15 protein-coding genes are annotated in these 16,957 nt (G+C 56.5%); 6 read left to right on the forward strand and 9 right to left on the reverse strand.

From position 1 onward, the window contains the following. Positions 1-25: 25 nt before the first annotated feature. From NIM72_RS15515 to yacL, 3 genes are all read left to right on the forward strand, one after another. Entirely contained in the window at positions 26-760 is a 735-nt protein-coding gene (locus NIM72_RS15515; RefSeq protein ID WP_253421095.1) for an MBL fold metallo-hydrolase, read from the forward strand. 544 nt (positions 761-1,304) lie between these two features. Then, positions 1,305-3,902, forward strand: coding sequence for a bifunctional aconitate hydratase 2/2-methylisocitrate dehydratase (acnB, locus tag NIM72_RS15520; RefSeq protein WP_161731573.1), 2,598 nt, complete (start codon positions 1,305-1,307; stop codon positions 3,900-3,902). 190 nt (positions 3,903-4,092) lie between these two features. Further along, a complete protein-coding gene (gene yacL / locus NIM72_RS15525) occupies positions 4,093-4,470 on the forward strand; it encodes a protein YacL (protein ID WP_013356797.1) in 378 nt (125 codons plus the stop codon). 48 nt (positions 4,471-4,518) lie between these two features. Here the strand turns inward: yacL and NIM72_RS15530 are convergent, their stop codons facing one another. From NIM72_RS15530 to NIM72_RS15550, 5 genes are all read right to left on the reverse strand, one after another. Next, positions 4,519-5,190, reverse strand: coding sequence for an SDR family NAD(P)-dependent oxidoreductase (locus NIM72_RS15530; RefSeq protein WP_202604838.1), 672 nt, complete (start codon positions 5,188-5,190; stop codon positions 4,519-4,521). A 4-nt stretch (positions 5,191-5,194) separates the two neighbouring features. Continuing rightward, on the reverse strand, positions 5,195-6,394 hold the full coding sequence (locus NIM72_RS15535; protein ID WP_161731569.1) for an exo-alpha-sialidase: 1,200 nt from the start codon (positions 6,392-6,394) through the stop codon (positions 5,195-5,197). A gap of 1 nt (position 6,395) precedes the next feature. Beyond that, positions 6,396-7,811 carry a sodium:solute symporter family protein gene (locus tag NIM72_RS15540; RefSeq protein WP_161731567.1) on the reverse strand — a complete coding sequence of 472 codons (1,416 nt, stop codon included), beginning with the start codon at positions 7,809-7,811 and terminating at the stop codon, positions 6,396-6,398. A gap of 79 nt (positions 7,812-7,890) precedes the next feature. Continuing rightward, the gene (locus NIM72_RS15545; RefSeq protein ID WP_253421097.1) at positions 7,891-8,775 is read right to left on the reverse strand and encodes a dihydrodipicolinate synthase family protein; all 885 of its coding nucleotides are present in this window, start codon (positions 8,773-8,775) and stop codon (positions 7,891-7,893) included. Between the two features lie 11 nt (positions 8,776-8,786). Continuing rightward, positions 8,787-9,935 carry an iron-containing alcohol dehydrogenase gene (locus tag NIM72_RS15550; protein ID WP_161731563.1) on the reverse strand — a complete coding sequence of 383 codons (1,149 nt, stop codon included), beginning with the start codon at positions 9,933-9,935 and terminating at the stop codon, positions 8,787-8,789. A 187-nt stretch (positions 9,936-10,122) separates the two neighbouring features. Between NIM72_RS15550 and NIM72_RS15555 the strand changes: the two genes are divergently transcribed. Genes NIM72_RS15555 through NIM72_RS15565 form a run of 3 tightly spaced genes read left to right on the forward strand, consistent with a single transcriptional unit; the run spans position 10,123 to position 13,126 of the window. Continuing rightward, positions 10,123-11,382, forward strand: a complete 1,260-nt coding sequence (locus NIM72_RS15555) for a four-carbon acid sugar kinase family protein (RefSeq protein ID WP_253421099.1) — start codon at positions 10,123-10,125, stop codon at positions 11,380-11,382. Then, the gene (locus NIM72_RS15560) at positions 11,375-12,355 is read left to right on the forward strand and encodes a D-threonate 4-phosphate dehydrogenase (RefSeq protein ID WP_253421100.1); all 981 of its coding nucleotides are present in this window, start codon (positions 11,375-11,377) and stop codon (positions 12,353-12,355) included. The genes NIM72_RS15555 and NIM72_RS15560 overlap by 8 nt, the downstream gene beginning before the upstream one ends. 6 nt (positions 12,356-12,361) lie before the next feature. Then, positions 12,362-13,126: a DeoR/GlpR family DNA-binding transcription regulator gene (locus tag NIM72_RS15565; protein ID WP_222924537.1), complete on the forward strand. Its 765-nt coding sequence runs from the start codon at positions 12,362-12,364 to the stop codon at positions 13,124-13,126. An 80-nt stretch (positions 13,127-13,206) separates the two neighbouring features. Here NIM72_RS15565 and NIM72_RS15570 read toward each other — a convergent pair whose 3' ends face one another. The 4 genes from NIM72_RS15570 to NIM72_RS15585 all read right to left on the reverse strand — a co-directional run bounded on the left by NIM72_RS15570 (position 13,207) and on the right by NIM72_RS15585 (position 16,825). Beyond that, on the reverse strand, positions 13,207-14,499 hold the full coding sequence (locus NIM72_RS15570) for a glycoside hydrolase family 28 protein (protein ID WP_161731555.1): 1,293 nt from the start codon (positions 14,497-14,499) through the stop codon (positions 13,207-13,209). Positions 14,500-14,673: 174 nt separating this feature from the next. Continuing rightward, positions 14,674-15,483, reverse strand: coding sequence for an adenosylmethionine decarboxylase (speD, locus tag NIM72_RS15575; protein WP_003854677.1), 810 nt, complete (start codon positions 15,481-15,483; stop codon positions 14,674-14,676). A gap of 28 nt (positions 15,484-15,511) precedes the next feature. Next, positions 15,512-16,375: a polyamine aminopropyltransferase gene (gene speE, locus NIM72_RS15580; RefSeq protein WP_253421102.1), complete on the reverse strand. Its 864-nt coding sequence runs from the start codon at positions 16,373-16,375 to the stop codon at positions 15,512-15,514. A 102-nt stretch (positions 16,376-16,477) separates the two neighbouring features. Beyond that, entirely contained in the window at positions 16,478-16,825 is a 348-nt protein-coding gene (locus tag NIM72_RS15585; protein WP_150010759.1) for a YacC family pilotin-like protein, read from the reverse strand. Positions 16,826-16,957 lie beyond the last annotated feature (132 nt).

Genomic DNA, 16,957 nt, shown 5'->3' on the forward strand with positions numbered 1-16,957 from the left:
GATGTGTAACGTATGAGGACGAAAAATGGATTTATCGACGAAGGTTTTTATCAGCAGCGATCAGCACGACGGCTTCGGTGTCAGTTCCACCATTATGGGTGAGAAAGAGGCGATGTTAGTCGACGCCCAGTTCACGCTGGCGAATGCGCATCGTTTAGTCGCTGAGATTATCGAAACCGGTCTCGACCTGAAACGCATCTTTATTACCCATCTGCATCCCGATCATTTTCTGGGTCTTGAAGTGATTAAGTCGGTTTTTCCGGCTGCTGAAATTCTCTCTTACAGGCAGGTCGCCGAAGATGTTAATGACGCCTTTGATTTCAAAATTGATTACTGGGGTAAGCAGGTTTTAAAAGAGAACGGTGCCCGCACTAAGTTTGCGATCACCGAACTGGAAGAGGATACGATCTGGCTGGAAGGGCAGGAGATTAAAATCCTGAGCGATCTCAGTGGCGATTGCATCCGGGTGACACCGCTCTGGATCCCCTCGACGAAAACATTGATCGCCTCCGATGTGGTCTTCGCGGATGCACATGTCTGGATTGCCGATATGCGCACGCCGGAGCGCATGGCGAAATGGATGGGCAGTCTGGATAAACTCGAAGCGCTGGCGCCGAAAGTCCTGATCCCTGGCCATTCGCGAACGACGCCATCGCTTAGCCCCTCAGCAATAGGCTTTACCCGCACCTATATCAACGATTTCATTAAGACGCTGCACAAGGTCAAAAACAGCGAAGAGCTGGTGCAGGAGATGGAGTGAATCTATCCCAACCTGCCGGTGAAAATCTGTCTCGACTACAGTGCGCGGATTCTGAAAGATCACTACGTCTGGCCGGGTGACTGGCCGGTATCACTGCGGGAAATGAAAACCACGTTGTAATCCTCTGACGCGAGAAGAGCACCAGGCTGATTTGCAGCCTGGTGTTGATCTGCTCCCGAACCCTCCTCTACTGTACACCAGACGCCTGCTGTTTCTATTCCTGCCAGTTATCTATTTCACTGAATCATTTCGTTAAAACCGCGGCAAAGCTGACGTCCTCGCGCTGTCATTTGAGCGGAATGCGGTACGCTGCTGAGAGAGCCAATCAGCTGACTTAGCTGGCTGATGCGGGATAATAAGCGGGTAAAATGGGCGCAGTGGATTATGTTGTATTTTTGTAAACAGATTAACAAACAGACGAAATCCTGCTATTCTGCCCTCCGCGAAACCGGGCACCTCAACCTGGACGAGAAAGGGAAGTGTGTTCTCCATAAGTGAGCAAGGTGGTCGGAAAGCCCTACATAATGAGAGCGAGGATAACGTCGTGCTAGAAGAATACCGTAAGCACGTTGCCGAGCGTGCTGCCCAGGGAATTGTACCTAAGCCTTTAGAGGCTTCCCAGATGGCCGCGCTGGTTGAACTGCTGAAAAATCCACCTGCGGGTGAAGAAGAATTTCTGACCGATTTATTGGTCAACCGCGTCCCACCTGGCGTCGATGAAGCGGCGTATGTCAAAGCCGGTTTCCTGGCGGCTGTCGCCAAAGGCGAAGCAACCTCTCCTCTGATATCTCCTGAAAAAGCGGTTGAACTGCTTGGCACCATGCAGGGCGGTTACAATATTCATCCGCTGATTGAGGCGCTGGACGATAGCAAACTGGCTCCGATTGCCGCGAAAGCCCTTTCACACACGCTGCTGATGTTCGACAACTTCTATGATGTCGAAGAGAAAGCGAAAGCGGGTAATGAATACGCGAAGCAGGTGATGCAATCCTGGGCAGATGCGGAATGGTATCTGTCACGGCCTGAACTGGCAGAGAAGATCACGGTTACAGTGTTTAAGGTCACTGGCGAAACCAACACCGACGATCTCTCTCCGGCCCAGGATGCCTGGTCACGTCCAGACATTCCTCTGCACGCCCTGGCGATGCTGAAAAATGCCCGTGAAGGCATTGAGCCTGATGAAGCGGGCAATATCGGCCCGATCAAACAGCTCGAAGCTCTGAAGACCAAAGGCTTCCCGCTGGCCTATGTCGGTGATGTTGTCGGAACCGGTTCTTCACGTAAATCCGCCACCAACTCGGTGCTGTGGTTTATGGGCGACGACATCCCGAACGTGCCAAATAAAAAAGGCGGCGGCGTGGTGCTGGGCAGCAAAATTGCACCCATCTTCTTCAACACCATGGAAGATGCGGGCGCACTGCCCATTGAAGTGGACGTAAACAACCTGAACATGGGCGATGTGATCGACATCTATCCATTCAAAGGCGAAGTCCGCAACCACGAAACCAATGAGCTGCTGGCCAGCTTCGAGCTCAAAACCGAAGTAGTGATTGACGAAGTGCGCGCCGGTGGCCGTATTCCGCTGATCATCGGTCGCGGTCTGACCACCAAAGCGCGCGAGTCGCTGGGTCTGCCGCACAGCACCGTATTCCGTCAGGCGAAAGATGTCGCGGAGAGTACCCGTGGGTTCTCGCTGGCGCAGAAAATGGTTGGCCGCGCCTGTGGCGTAACCGGCGTTCGTCCGGGTGCCTATTGCGAACCTAAAATGACCTCGGTTGGCTCGCAGGATACCACCGGCCCGATGACCCGTGACGAGCTGAAAGATCTGGCTTGCCTGGGCTTCTCGACCGATCTGGTGATGCAGTCCTTCTGTCACACCGCCGCCTATCCGAAGCCTGTGGATGTGAGCACGCACCATACACTGCCAGACTTCATCATGAACCGTGGCGGTGTGTCACTGCGTCCGGGTGACGGCATTATCCACAGCTGGCTGAACCGTATGCTGCTGCCGGATACCGTGGGTACCGGTGGTGACTCCCATACCCGTTTCCCTATCGGCATCTCTTTCCCGGCGGGTTCAGGCCTGGTGGCGTTTGCGGCAGCGACGGGCGTTATGCCGCTCGACATGCCGGAATCAGTGCTGGTGCGCTTCAAAGGTAAGATGGAGCCAGGCATTACCCTGCGCGATCTGGTTCACGCCATTCCGCTGTATGCCATCAAACAGGGTCTGCTGACCGTTGAGAAGAAAGGTAAGAAGAACATCTTCTCTGGCCGCATCCTTGAGATTGAAGGTCTGCCGGATCTGAAAGTCGAGCAGGCGTTTGAGCTGTCCGATGCGTCAGCCGAGCGTTCCGCTGCGGGCTGTACTATCAAGCTGGATAAAGCGCCGATTATCGAATACCTGAACTCCAACATCGTGCTGCTGAAGTGGATGATCGCAGAAGGCTACGGCGATCGTCGTACGCTTGAGCGTCGCGTTGAAAGCATGGAGAAATGGCTGGCCGATCCTCAGTTGCTGGAGCCGGACGCGGATGCTGAATATGCTGCCGTGATCGAAATCGATCTGGCTGAAATCAAAGAGCCGATCCTCTGTGCGCCAAACGATCCGGACGATGCCCGTCTGCTCTCTGACGTTCAGGGCGAGAAGATCGACGAAGTGTTCATCGGTTCGTGCATGACCAACATTGGTCACTTCCGTGCTGCCGGTAAACTGTTGGATAGCCACAAAGGCCAGCTGCCAACCCGTCTGTGGGTGGCTCCGCCAACCAAGATGGATGCGGCACAGCTGACCGAAGAGGGCTACTACAGCGTATTCGGCAAAAGCGGTGCGCGTATCGAGATCCCGGGCTGTTCACTCTGCATGGGTAACCAGGCACGTGTGGCTGATGGTTCGACGGTGGTGTCCACTTCGACCCGTAACTTCCCGAACCGTCTGGGTACCGGTGCTAATGTCTACCTGGCGTCAGCGGAGCTGGCTGCGGTCGCGTCTCTGCTTGGTAAACTGCCAACGCCGGATGAGTATCAGCAATTTATGGCGCAGGTCGATAAAACGGCCAGCGACACGTATCGCTATCTCAACTTCGACCAGCTGACGCAGTACACCGACAAAGCTGATGGCGTGATTTTCCAGACCGCGGTCTGATTCTTCACCTGTCAGTTATGACTAAGGGGCGATGATTCGCCCCTTTTTTACGTCTGTACATGGGGTAGAGAGACGATCAAAAGCTGGCTTTCGGCAGGCAGCCTGTAATAATGCGCGACGTGTCACACTGTGCCGCGAGAGCAGCACGAACACTTACCAGGTGACGCGATGACGTTAAGAGGAACGGGCGATGGAATATGAATTTTTACGCGATGTGACCGGACAGATTAAGGTTCGTATGTCGATGGATCATGAAGCGGTCGGCCACTGGTTCAACGAAGAGGTGAAAAACGATCCAGGATTGCTGGATGAAGTGGAAGCCGCAATCGAAGACGTCAAAGGCAGCGTGCGTCAGTGGCAGCGCATCGGCAGCGAGTACACCATCCTGCTGGATGAGGAAGAGGTGATGATTCGCGCTAATCTGCTGGCACTGGAAGATGACGGCATGGAAGAGGGGATGAATTACTACGACGAAGAGAGCCTCTCCTTCTGCGGTATTGAAGATTTTCAGCTGGTGATTGCCGCTTATCGCCAGTTTGTGAACCAGTATGGTAAACCCGTACGGTAATTTTTACGCTAATACAGGCCGGGCCACCTGAGCTGCCCGGCCTGCTAATTAATTCAGCGACGCACCACCGCACATCACCAGCTGCTGACCGGTGATCGCCGCTGCCGCCGGCGAAAGCAGGAAGCCGACCAGCCCGGCCACTTCCTGCGGCTGAATATAACGCCCGATTGGCGGCAAGCGCGGTGGTGAACTGGCCCGGCCCGGCTGTTGCAGCATCGGCGTTTCGGTGGCGCCTGGCGCTACAATATTGGCCGTAATGCCGAGCGGTGCCAGCTCTGCCGCCCAGCTGCGCACCATGCCGATCATCGCCGATTTGGTGGCCACATACTGACTGCGGCCCGACGCACCGCCTGACGTGCGGCTGCCCAGCAGCACGATTCTGCCACCCGCGCTCATCCGGGGCGCAAAATGATTGGCCAGCTGTTCTGCAGCGGCAACATGCAGTTGCCACAGGCGTGTGCTGGCGTTCAGATCCAGCTCCCCGAGCGGCGCGGCCTGCATCATTCCCGCTGCATGGATCACCGCCTGCGGCACCGGCAGTTTGTCCAGTAAAGCCTGCAATGCTGCGCTGTCGCTGATGTCGACCTGATGGCTCTGCCAGCCCGCGTCTGCCCGATTTATCGCCGAGCGGCTCAGGCCGGTAACCTGCCAGCCCTCATCAAGCAGGCGGTCCACAATCGCCTGACCGATGCCGGAGCTGGCTCCGGTCACCAGCGCCATCTTTTCAATCACGCATCACCCCCCGCACCCAGGATTCGTCGACCCTCACATACTTGATCGCCTGGCGATACCAGGTGTAGGCGATATGCAGTTCGCCGTTTACGCCCTGTTTGATGCTGGGGTAAGAGAACTCACGGTTTAACTTTTGCTGAGAGTTATTGGTCATGCAGTAGCCATCGCCTTCGTCCAGATTGCGCTGTAGCGGCCAGCTTTTGCCGCCATCCGTTGAGATAGCCAGCGTCATGGGCGCACGTGGCGCGCCCCAGAAGGCGGTCCGCCCGCTGTGCACCACCGGCTCGGCGGCAACCGCAACGTCACTGTCCTCTTCATCATCTTCAATTTCGTCATACAGCGACAACCGGCGCTCGCTGGCACCTTCGGCGCTCATGGCATTGAACACCAGCGCCAGATGACCGTTGCGCAGCGTTGTGACCTGAATGGACGAGTTATTGTTGGGCAGCGACAGCGGCTCAGGCGCACTCCAGCTTTCACCCTGATCAAACGAGCGGCTCTGGTAGATATGGTCGGCCCAGCGACTGCGGTAGAGAGCCAGCAGCGAACCATCATCCAGCAGGGTGACGTTCATATGAACGCAGCCGGTGCTGTCAGGCACGCTGACGTCGCGCCAGCTCTGGCCTTTATCTTCCGAGATTTTTACCGCGCTGACGTCATAACTGCCGACCCACTTTTCGCCGGGCTGCGTCAGGCAGTAGAACACCGGCAGCAACCAGTTGCCGTTGGGCAACACCACAATCGGCTGGCGGATAAAGGTGCCGGGCTTATCCAGCAGCGTTTTGATCTCGCCCCAGTGCTTGCCGAAATCGTGAGACTGGCGATAGCGCACAATCGCGGTGTCCTGATTGCCCGATTTCTGTGCCGTCCACAGCAGCCACAGTATCTGGTCCGGATCGAGAAACAGCACCGGGTTCTGTTCTGAACGACCCGGATCGTCAGACAGCTTCTGCGCGTCACTCCAGCGATCGCTGCCTTTTGTCAGCCGGGAACACCAGACCGAGATATCGGCAATCCCTTCCTGCGTGCCACCAAACCAGACGCAAAGCAGATCGCCATCGGGCAGCGGCAGCAGGTTAGCCGCGTGGTTTTGCGGGCAGGAGGAGGGCAGCATCGCAATCTGCTGGGCGCTATCCTGCGGGTGCGGCGCAACCAGGCCGGTGCGTTCTGCGGTGACGGTTTCCTGAGTCATATTAGGCTCCACTATTTTGTGCATTGTGTTGCGGTTGAGGCTGAGACTGGCGTGACGGGATACAGCGGTCAATTACCATAATGATGGCCGGTGTAATCAGCGCCACATACATATTGTCGATACCGAAGGGGTTACCCATCAGGAACCAGACGGATGTGACCACGCAGGCACCAATCAGACCGGCGTTGGCACCGCGCGTGCTCTTAAACCATGGCAGATAGAACGCCATAATCGCTACCACGGTGATCGACAGGCGAATTGCGCGGGTAAAGAAGGAGAGCTTCAGCACTTCAGGGAAGAACAGGACAAACAGCAGCGGGAAGAAGCCGATGCCAATCGAAATCCAGCGCGTCATTTTGAATTCGCGCTCTGGCGTCGGGTTACGCCAGGGCACGTAAAAGTCTTTTACGACCAGCGAGGCGATGGCCAGCGCAACGGTGCCGACGCTGACGAAAATCGAGGCCACCAGCGAGGTGGTGACAATGCCTGCCAGCCACGGTGACATATCCTGCAGAAACACGGGCAGCGCATAGAGGCTCTTGATATCGGGGTGCGCAAACTTCGCCGCCACACCAATCAGCGCCATCGCCAGACCGATTGGCAGGCAGAAAATGAAGGCAACCCAGGTAGCGCGTTTCGCTGACTTCACATCTTTGGTGGATGAGATCGCCTGGATCACAAACTGCGTACAGAAGATCGAACCCACGGTCCCGATCAGCCAGGCCACAATGGTGCTGGCCCCGACGTGGCCATCCCACGTCCAGTAGAACGCCGGCATTTTCTCGATCATCGGAGCGACGCCGCCGGTCATCTTCAGTGCCACATAGAGGATGATCAGAATCCCCATATACTTGATGGCGCTGTGCAGCAGCGTAACCCACGCAACGCCTTTCATGCCGCCAAATGCAAAGTAGAAAGTACTTACCACTGCGGTAATAAAGGCCGCCTGCGTCAGGTCGATCTTCAGCACGGTTGAGATCGCCGCCGCACCGCTGATGTAGTTCCCGACGTTCACCAGCAGCAGCGCATAGATCATGATCAGCGAGATAATGTTCCTGGTCGAACGGCCATATTTCTCGGCGATAGCACCAGAGATCGTGATCTTCCCGGTGTTATAAATGCGTTTGACCAGAATCAGGCCAAACAGCGGAAAACCTATCGCGGCACCGATGACCGACCAGGAAGCGGCGAAGCCATCCTCAAAGGCTGCCTGCGCCGTGCCGATGGTCGATTTTGCCCCGATATACTCTGACATCAGCATGATGCCGACGATAAAGGCCGGCATGGCGCGGGAGCCTTCCATAAAGTCGCCGCTGGTTTTACTGCGTAAGCGCCATGTCAGCCAGGTGGTGAACAGGATATAGGCGACCACCATGCCGACGATCAGTAAGGTGCTCTCAGTTGAGAATGCTTTCATCGTAACCTCGATTGTTCTGGCAGATGGCGACCATCAGGTTCGTTCTCATCTGACCGATAGGGTGCAAAGGCGATGGACGTTATTGCAGGTAGTGGTTCACAATTTGACGGATCTGCTGCTGTTCGTCGGCGCTGAACTGCACCGCATAGCGGCTTTCACCCACTTCAAAGCCCTGCAGGCTGACCGCTTTTTTCACGGCGGCCGGTGAGAAACCGATGCTGTACAGCGCGGTGCGCAGGCCGGTAACGTTCTCCTGTGCCTGATGCGAACCGGCAATGTCACCGGCACTGAAGCGCGCCCAGATGGCGTTAATTGCTTCCGGTGCCACGTTTGCCAGCCCGGAAATGGAGGCGGAGCAGCCATCAACGAATCCCTGATGAATCAGCGAGTCAGGGCCGTTTAGCACATCAAAGCCCTCACAGTCGGCGGTAGCCTGCAGAAAGCCGCTCAGACTTTCATAGCTGCCTGCGGAGTCTTTAATGCCGATGATGTTCGGGTGCGCGGCCAGCGTACGAACGGTCTCTGGCTGCAGGGTATTGCCGGTTCGCGCCGGAATGTTGTAGAGGAACAGCGGCACCGTCAGCGCGTCAGCCACGCGCTGATAGTGGTCGATCAGCTCCTGCTGCTTCAGCGGCACAAACCATGGCGTGATCGCCGAGACGGCATCCACGCCAAGGCGGGCGATCTGTTTGCCGAGCCGGATCGTTTCACGGGTCGAAATCTCGCCGATATGCGCCACGACGGCCGCACGGCCATTGACTTCATCGACGCAGGTGGTGGTAACGGCAATCTTCTCCTGCTCGTTCAGCACAAAGAACTCGCCGTTGGTGCCGCCACAGAAGATGCCGTTTCCGGCGTTGATCTGGCGTCTGACCTGCTCACGCTGCCTTACCGGGTCAAAGGCACCTTCACGGTCAAAGGTGGTGACGATGGCGGTCAGTACGCCGTTGATTTTCTTATTCATGACAATCCTCATTACGCCTGGCAGGAAGGGAACAGCGTCAGGTAGACGGCGCGCACATCATCGGCGGTGACCGCCATCGGCACGTTTTTCATGAGGCGCTGCACGTCGAGTGCCGCTTCCACTAAATAAGGCAGGTGATCCGGGCCGATGCCCAGCGCTTCCAGGCTGGCAGGCAACTGCAGCCGCGCAACCAGCGCGGTGAAGTAGTCGACCAGCGCGTGTGATTTCTCTTCATCGCTTAAACGGACGTCAGCGTCGGGCAGCAGGTCATAGGCCTGAGCGAATTTGCTCACTGCGGCCGGACGGACAAAGCGCATGCAGGGGGCCAGCAGAATGGCGTTGGCAACGCCGTGTGGCAGGTGATATTTGCCGCCAAGCGGATAGGACATCGCATGCACCAGATGCGTCCCGGCATGGGCAATTGATGCGCCGCCATAATAAGAGGCCCAGAGCATCTCCAGCCGTGCCTGCAGATTCTCCGGCTCGCGCAGCGTGGTTTCGAGATTCGCGAACAGCTTCTTCATCCCAATCAGCGCATAGTTGTCGCTGACCGGATTGGCAACGTTGGCGGTGAAGCACTCAATCAGGTGACACAGGGCATCAATGCCGGTAGACGAGGCGATGTGCGGCGGCATGCTGGTGGTGAGTTCCGGCACCAGCGCCACCACATCGGGCAGCATGACCGGTGAAATAATGCCGACTTTGGTCTCTTTCTCCGGGATCGCCAGAATCGCATTCGGGGTCGCTTCAGAGCCGGTGCCAGCAGTGGTCGGGATGAGCATTGAACGGGTGCGACGCTGCGGTTTTTCGCCTGCCAGCAGGGCGTCCAGCGACGGTGCGCCGTTGATGCACAGCACCGAGAGCAGCTTCGCCACATCCAGTACGCTGCCACCGCCGATGCCAATCACCATGTCGGCCTGGCGCTGCGAGAGCGTTTCTATAATCGCGGCCACATCATGCTGGCTCGGTTCAGGTGGAACGCTGTTGACCACGCTGATACGCGGGATCTGATCCCGGAGTTGCCCCATCAGCGCCTGTACCGCCGGAATCGCCTCAATGTTCCGGTCAGTGACCACGACTGCCGTCGCTATCCCATCCAGCAGATAGCGCATGTCGTTTAACGCCTGATAACCGCTGATCACCGTGCTGTTAATGTTCATTTCATACCCTTATTTCTGTCATGTCTGAGCAGATGATTAATTTTGCTCAGCGCAATGCGATGTCAGTCACTCTCTGTGGCTAATTTTATAAGGCATATCGATTTCGATTAATTTGAACTTGCTCACATATAATCAATCATGATTGAATATAATCAAATGCAGCGGCAATAGCCTGACAGGAGTGAGGATGGGCTCATCAGTATGGAAAACCCCGGTGCTGGTTATCGCCGATGACTTTACCGGTGCCAACGATGCAGGTAGTGGACTGGCACAGGCCGGTGCCCGTGTACATGTGCTGTTCGGCTCCGCAGCAACGTTACCCGACGAGGCGGCGGATGTACTGGTTATCAGCACCGACAGCCGGGCTGTCAGTGCCACTCAGGCTGCAGAGCGCGTTACGCAGGTGGTGCAGCATTACGCGGCACAGCTTCAGCAGGGCTGGCTGTTTAAAAAGATAGACTCCACGCTGCGCGGCAATATCGGGGCTGAAACGGTGGCGGCACTGCGCGCCAGCGGCAAAAGGCTGGCGCTGGTGGCACCGGCCGTACCGCGTCTGGGCCGCACCACACGTGAGGGCAGCGTGTGGGTCAATCAGCGGTTACTGACAGACACCGAATTTGCCAGCGATCCTAAAACCCCGATCCGCAGCGCCCGCGTCATTCATCAGATGCAGATCGACGGCATGGAGATCGATCTCGCGACGCTGCATAGCGATCGGCTTGATGCTGTGTTAGCCGAAGCAGATGGCGTCGTGGTAGTGGATGCCGAAACGGAGGCCGACCTGGCGCGACTGATAACCGCTGCGTCGCGGCTGAGTGAGACGCCCCTGCTGGTCGGGGCCGCCGGATTAAGCGATGCGCTGGGCGCTGCGCTCTCCGTTCGCCCGTCGCAACCTGTGCTGGCGGTGGTGGGATCGATGAGTCGTCAGGCAGAGCAGCAGATCGCCGCGCTGCGTACTCAGCGCGCCGTTGAGGTCGTCGATGTCGATATCCGTCAGCTGTTTCAGCAGTCCGCCTGGCCTGAGCGGGATCGCTGGATCGAACAGGCGGCCACCGCACTGCGTGCCGGTCGCCATACGGTGATCCGCACCTGCCAGCATGCATCCCAGCGGCACGAGATCGAGGATCTTTGCCAGCAGCACCGCGTGACGCGCCAGCAGCTGGGTGAGGCGATCTGTCAGCTGCTAGGCGAAATCACCCTGAGTCTGTGCCGGGCACGGCTGCCGCATGCGCTCTATCTGTCAGGCGGCGACGTGGCGATTGCCGTCGCGCAGGCGCTGGGGGCCAGCGGCTTTAAAATTCAGGGTCTGGTGGCGGGCTGTGTGCCGCACGGGGTCCTGCTTAACAGTGAATTTACTCTGCCGGTGATGACCAAAGCGGGTGGCTTTGGTGATGAAAATACCCTGGTAGCAGCCATTAGTTTTATTGAGGAGAAGTCGAGTGAGTAAAATTATTGCGATCACCATGGGCGATCCGGCGGGCATCAGCCCGGAAATCATCATCAAAGCGCTCTCTGAAGGTGAGCTGAATGGCATCCCTGCCGTGGTGATTGGCTGTGCCAGTACGCTGCGCCGCATTATGGCGATGAACATCACCCCACAGGCCGAGCTGCGGGTGCTGGATCGGGTAGCCGATGCGCGCTTTGCGCCCGGCATTATCAATGTGATCGATGAGCCGCTGGCCGCTCCCGACGCGCTGAAACCTGGCGTGGTACAGAAAGAGGCGGGGGATCTGGCGTGGCGCTGCGTGAAGCGTGCCACCGAACTGGCACTGGCCGGTGACGTGCATGCGATTGCTACCGCGCCGCTGAATAAAGAGGCGATGCACGCGGCGGGCCACCTCTACCCGGGTCACACCGAACTGCTGGCGCATCTTACCGACACCAAAGATTACGCTATGGTGCTCTATACCGATAAGCTCAAGGTGATTCATGTCACGACCCATATTGCGCTGCGTAAGTTCCTCGATACGCTCAACCAGACACGCATCAAAACGGTGATTGGTATGGCGGACACCTTCCTGCGTCGTGTCGGTTACAGCGCACCACGCATCGCCGTCGCGGGTGTCAATCCGCACGCCGGTGAGAACGGGCTGTTTGGCGATGAGGAGATCACCATCGTTGCTCCCGCGATTGAAGCGATGAAAGCGGAGGGGATTGATGTCTCCGGGCCTTGCCCGCCGGACACGGTATTCCTGCAGTGCCAGGATGGACGCTATGACATGGTGGTGGCGATGTACCACGATCAGGGACACATCCCGCTTAAACTGCTGGGCTTCTATGATGGCGTGAACATTACCGCAGGCCTGCCGTTTATCCGCACCTCTGCTGACCACGGCACGGCATTTGATATCGCCTGGACAGGTAAAGCGAAGTCTGACAGCATGGCGATCTCGATTAAACTCGCGATGCAGCTCGCATAGGGAAATATGAAGGGACAGAGCCGTCTTGACCAGATTATGGATTACCTGAAAAGCCATAATCTGGTGACTGTTGAGCAACTGGTCAGTGCGATTTCCGCCTCACCCGCCACGATTCGACGTGATTTAATTAAGCTGGATAAAGAGGGCGTGATCAGCCGCAGTCATGGCGGCGTCACCCTGAATCGTTTTATTCCTGCCCAGCCGACCACGCTGGAGAAAATGCAGCGGAATTTGGCCGAGAAGCAGGCGATCGCGGAGTGCGCCGCCAGCTTTGTCCGGGCGGGGGATGCGGTGGTACTGGATGCCGGTACGACTATGCTGGAGCTGGCGCGACAGCTCACGCATCTGCCGCTGCGGGTGATTACCGCCGACCTGCACATTGCGCTGTTTCTGTCTGAGTTTAAGCAGATCGAAGTAACGATCATTGGCGGGCGGATTGATGACTCCAGTCAGTCCTGCGTGGGCGAACATGGACGGCGGTTGCTGCGCAGCATCAATCCGGATATCGCCTTTGTCAGCTGTAACTCATGGAGCCTTGAGCGCGGCATTACCACGCCGACTGAAGAGAAAGCGGGGCTGAAACACGATCTGCTGGCCAATGCGGCGCGCCGGGTCCTGCTGGCGGACAGCAGTAAATATGGCTCCTGGTCGCTGTTCTGCGCCTCACCGGTTGATGACCTGACCGATGTGGTGACCGACAGCCGGTTAGATCAGGAGGTGTGCCGCACGCTGCGCGAGCGTGGCATTACGCTGGCGCTGACTTCCACCTGAACTGAACGCGCCATGCTTCTCTGACCTTATCCTGAAGCAGGGCGCGAGCAGCACCGCGCGTTTATCTTCTGCAATTGCCGCTAACGCGCGTAGGCGTCATGCTCTTCGCGCGTCATTGCCGGCGCGTCTACCGTAACCCGTTCAAAACTCAGATTCCTTACGCCCGCTATTTTGCCAAACTCCTGCGCCTGCAGTGTGATGTCGCTGAAACTCAGCCGTTCAATCGGATTTTCCGGCGTGCCTTCAATAAAAAAGGCGCGGGAAAACGCCGCAGGCTCAGTCAGGCTGCTGCTGATATGACTGATACTGATATTCTCAACCCGCGTCAGGCCAGCATCACCTGTGACGCCCGATGCCAGCTTACGCCAGTGTGGCGGCTGTTCGGTGTCGGCGGGCTGCTCACTGTAGCTATACTGCGGGAACCAGTTCAGCTGCAGCATAAACGGATAACAGACATCCTCCATCTTCAGATGGCGAACCACGATGTTTTTGATCCAGCCGCCGCGATTACGGGCTGACTTGATGCGAAAGCCGACACCCGTGCCGGAGAAACGGTTGTGTTCGATGATGACATTTTCGATACCGCCAGAGGTTTCGCTGCCCAGGGTAATGCCCGAGCCTTTCAGCAGAGTGCAGTCGCGAATAATGATATCGCGTGCGGTTCTGCCGAGCTGCTGTGCTTCCGCGCCGCGACCCGATTTCACGCAGATATTGTCGTCATTGCAGGAGACCGTACAGCCTTCAACGCGAACCAACTGGCTGGAATCAATATCAATGCCGTCGGTGCTGGGTCCGGTAGCGTTCATCACACGTAGCCGCTGCAAATTAACCTGTTTCGAATAACAGACGTGCAGGTTCCAGAAGCCGGAATCCTGTGAGGTAAAGTCCTCCAGCGTCACGTATTCACTCTGATAAACCACCACGTTACGTGGACGTTTGCAGTCGTAATCCACCACCCAGCGCAGGCCGCGACGGGTATAGTCCGCCAGCATCCCGCTGTTTTCGTCTTCGCCCCAGAATTTATGCCACCAGACGGCACCGTGTCCGTCGAGCGTGCCATTGCCGCAGACAGTGACGTCGCGGCAATGATTGATGTTAAGCATCGCCGCGGGCCAGACCATATCAATCCCCGCCACGCGCGTAGCGATATCTGGGTAATCCTCCAGCCGCTCGCTGCCGAGCAGCACGGCATCTTTCGCCAGCTCCAGCGTCATCTCACTTTTCAGAAACAGCGCGCCCGTCAGAAAGCGGCCTGCCGGGATCAGCACCGTGTCGCCTGCTGATGCGCTATCAATCGCGCGCTGTATCGCCTGAGTGGAAAGTGAGGTGGCGTCCGGGACGGCAGCGAAATCAATAATGTTAATTCTTGCCATTTTTTTGCCTGTAGTCGATGAAGAAATAAGCGTTCAGCGCTGAAAGTAGCACGCTCTGACAGGCAAATTATTGCTGACGATCAGGGAATGCCGGCGGTTACCGTGATGAGAAGTCGGAGGGATAAGCGGGAAGAGACGCGCAGGTTATGGGGTGTCACGCTGCGCGTCTGATAATCAGAGGGTCTTCAGGCCCACTGAGGGGATATTTCTGCCGTAGTAGATCTCACGCATCTCTTTCCACAGCAGGTCAGTAATACGCTTGTGCTCCTGCGGGCTGAGATCTTCCGGGCGGGTGTTAAACAGATAGTGTTTCAGGTCAAACTCTTTCAGCAACATCTTGGTGTGGAAGATGTTCTCCTGATAGACATTCACATCCACCATGTCATACATCGCTTTCATATCGTCGGACATGAAGTTCTGAATCGAATTGATCTCGTGATCGATAAAGTGCTTCATCCCTTTCACGTCACGGGTAAAACCGCGCACCCGGTAATCGACGGTAACAATGTCTGACTCCAGCTGGTGGATCAGGTAGTTCAGCGCCTTGAGCGGTGAGATCACGCCGCAGGTTGAGACTTCAATGTCCGCGCGGAAGGTGCAGAGCCCGCCTTCAGGATGGCTTTCCGGATAGGTGTGCACGCAGATATGGCTTTTATCCAGATGCGCCACCACCGAATTGGGCAGCGGGCCAGGATGCTCGGAGTTATCGATATCTTTGGGATCGATCGGCTCTTCGCTGACCAGAATCGTGACGCTGGCTCCCTGCGGTTCATAATCCTGGCGTGCAATATTAAGCACGTTAGCCCCGATAATGGAGCAGGTTTCGGTCAGGATTTCCGTCAGACGGTTGGCGTTATATTGTTCATCAATGTAGGCGATATAACCATCGCGTTCAGCTTCAGTATTCGCATAGCAGATATCGTAAATACAAAAACTCAGGCTTTTCGTCAGGTTGTTGAAGCCATGTAGTTTTAGCTTTTGCAATTTTGTTCACCCCCTTAAAAATGCACTGTCAGCACGCGGCCGATAGCGCATTTAACAGATATTGCGGCAGGGCAAAGCTGCCGGTATGGATCGCTGGTGTGTAGTAACGACACGCCAGGCCAGCGGCCTCGAAACGCACCTGCAGGGTGGCGGTATCGAGCTGGCGCAGCGCCGGATTATCGCTCGCCCAGGCAAAGGTCATGATGCCGCCGTAATAGGTCGGAATCGCCGCCTGATAGAAACTGACATCCGAAAAGTAATGGCCCAGCTTGCGATGGCTGTTTACGGCCTCATCCTGCTGCAGGAAGCAGACGCCATTCTGCGCCACGAAGATGCCATTTTCATTAAGGGCCGCTTTACAGCCGGCATAAAATTCGGAGGTAAACAGGCTCTCGCCCGGACCAATCGGATCGGTGCAGTCGGAGATGATGACATCGAACTTTTCCTGCGTATGATTAACGAAGTTAACCCCGTCATCGATCACCAGCATAAAGCGCGGATCGTCATAGGCACCTGCGCTGTGGTTCGGCAGATACTGGCGACAAAAGGTCACCACGCCTGCATCGATTTCCACCATGGTAATCTTTTCGATTTCCGGATGACGTGACACTTCGCGCAGCATTGCGCCGTCACCGCCGCCGATGATCAGGACGCTCTTCGCCGCGCCGTGCGCCAGCAGCGGAACGTGGGTCATCATTTCATGGTAGATAAATTCGTCGCGTTCGGTGGTCTGCACCACGCCGTCCAGCGCCATTACGCGGCCCATCGCGGCATTTTCGAAAATGATTAAATCCTGATGCGCAGTTTTTTCACGGTACAGCTCTTTATCTACCGTGAAATACTGGCCAAAACCGGCATGAAGGGTTTCATACCACGTTTCATTGTGGGCCATGGTGCTCTCCTCTGATGACATCGCCATGAAGATGGGCGGCACATGATAGCTAACACTGACCGTGGTTGCACGGTCAATGTCCGGCAGCAGAGGGCAGAGTAATTACCTGACGTAGGCCAGCAGGCTCAGTGAATCACGGGCCAGTGACTTGCACTTTTTGTCATTGGTGATGGCGATGCCGCTGAGATCGCGATAGCTGTCTTCACCCAGCGCTTTCATGTTGTAGTTGCTGTAGTTACTTAAATCCCAGCGGTTCTGCTGAGCAAAAAAGACCAGCGCTTTGCGAATCTGTGCGTCCGGTAAATCCTGATAGCCACAATCATTTTTCAGATAGACGAAAACCGCCGTGAGATCGGCCAGATCTTCCGCTTCGGATTCGCTTAGGGCAAAACTGGTGGAGGAGAAGCCAAGGAGTCCCGTCAGCAGCAGGATCTTGATGCTTTGCTTCATAGTCGTTCTCTTCAATGGATATTGCTCATGACGTTAGCACAGTTATTCTCAGGTTTTCGATTAATTTGGCGCTGTGAGCCGCTGCACCGCCTTTTTTCATCAGATTCTCACGGCTAACACTTGACCTTCCCA

Source organism: Pantoea sp. B550, from assembly GCF_024158165.1.
GTDB lineage: Bacteria > Pseudomonadota > Gammaproteobacteria > Enterobacterales > Enterobacteriaceae > Pantoea > Pantoea alfalfae.